Below are 262 nucleotides of genomic sequence, written 5' to 3' on the forward strand. Positions count from 1 at the left end.
GAACGCCCTCTCCGCCCGCTACTACCCTACACAGGCGCGGGCGACGGGCTCCAGCTGGATGCACGGCGTCGGGCGCATCGGCGCCATTCTCAGCGCCTTTGCCGGCGCCGAGATGATGGCGCTCAACCTGCCCTTTGAAAGCGTCTTTTTGATCCTCGGCATCCCGGCAGCCCTCACCGTCGCAGGCCTGGCGGCGAAGGGCATCTTTGCGGCCGGTCATCCTCCCGTCGCTTCAACTTCCCCCGCGTCTGTGCGCGGAGCG

1 pseudogene is annotated in these 262 nt (G+C 67.9%); it reads left to right on the plus strand.

The annotated features are described in order from the left end of the window. Window positions 1-262 (plus strand): annotated as a pseudogene (locus tag FLQ03_RS00885) (aromatic acid/H+ symport family MFS transporter); the annotation flags it as partial.

The sequence above is a fragment of the Vogesella urethralis genome, from assembly GCF_007644045.2.
Classification (GTDB): Bacteria; Pseudomonadota; Gammaproteobacteria; order Burkholderiales; family Chromobacteriaceae; genus Vogesella; species Vogesella urethralis.